Below are 846 nucleotides of genomic sequence, written 5' to 3'. Positions count from 1 at the left end.
GCGCAGGGCTGGCTCAGGTGCCCGACTATATGGCAGCGCAAGAACTGATGCGCGGTGATCTGGTAGAGGTGATGCCAGACTTTCGGCCGCCGCCGATGCCAGTCAGCGTGGTGTGGCCTGGAAACAGGCTCATGCCGTCACGACTCCGGGTGTTCATCGACGCGCTGGCTGCGCATTGCCGGCATAGCCGCGTCAAACCGTAACACTGGAAAAGAGAAGGCCCGGAAAAGCGTATAGGTAGACCCTTCACGAACCAGGGGGGTATGGAACGGCGTTGCCATCCGCTTGTTTGTTCTCATTAAGCGGACGCATGTCCGCATCTGGCCGATTGTTGCCGGGGCTGGGACGGCAACATTCCACCCGCCGCTGTCATTCAATTTACTCGCACGACTGGCTCCTGTTCAAGACAGCGGAGCCATGCCGCGTTACAAACCCGAAAAGACAGCGTGATGATTGGTAGCCGCAGCAAACCAGTGCTGCTCATCCTTGTCACGCCGCCTCTTCCTTGAACGCTTCCTCGCGCTTGGACTTGATCGCCGGCAGCGCCACGATCACCACCAGGGCCGCCGCCGCCAGCAGCAGGCCCAGGGAGATCGGCCGGGTGAAGAACACGCTGAAGTCGCCGCGCGACAAGAGCAGCGAACGACGGAAGTTCTCTTCCATCATCGGCCCCAGCACGAAGCCCAAGAGCAGCGGCGCGCCTTCGCAGCCCAGCTTGATGAACACATAGCCCAGCACACCAAAGCCCGCCGTCATGAACACGTCGAACACGCTGTTGTTGACCGTGTAGACGCCGATGCAGCAGAACACCAGGATCGCCGGGTACAGGTAGCGGTACGGCACGGT

At 61.0% G+C, this 846-nt stretch carries 3 protein-coding genes; 2 read left to right on the top strand and 1 reads right to left on the bottom strand.

Going from position 1 to position 846, the window contains the following annotated elements; translation table 11 throughout:
- Together JK635_RS28285 and JK635_RS28280 are read left to right on the top strand one after the other, a co-directional pair.
- Positions 1-203 (top strand): LysR substrate-binding domain-containing protein (locus JK635_RS28285; RefSeq protein ID WP_235887987.1); only part of this gene is annotated, 203 nt, incomplete at its 5' end.
- 82 nt (positions 204-285) lie between these two features.
- Positions 286-450: a hypothetical protein gene (locus JK635_RS28280; protein ID WP_202653505.1), complete on the top strand. Its 165-nt coding sequence runs from the start codon at positions 286-288 to the stop codon at positions 448-450.
- Positions 451-489: 39 nt separating this feature from the next.
- On the opposite strand, the gene JK635_RS28275 is transcribed toward JK635_RS28280, so the two are convergent.
- Positions 490-846: tripartite tricarboxylate transporter permease (locus JK635_RS28275; protein ID WP_202653504.1), on the bottom strand; the 357-nt coding region annotated here is incomplete at its 5' end.

Source organism: Neobacillus paridis (genome assembly GCF_016765675.1).
Lineage (GTDB): Bacteria > Bacillota > Bacilli > Bacillales > Cytobacillaceae > Neobacillus > Neobacillus paridis.
The sequence above is the reverse complement of the archived record's forward strand: the minus strand, read 5'-3'. Positions and strand labels throughout refer to the sequence as shown.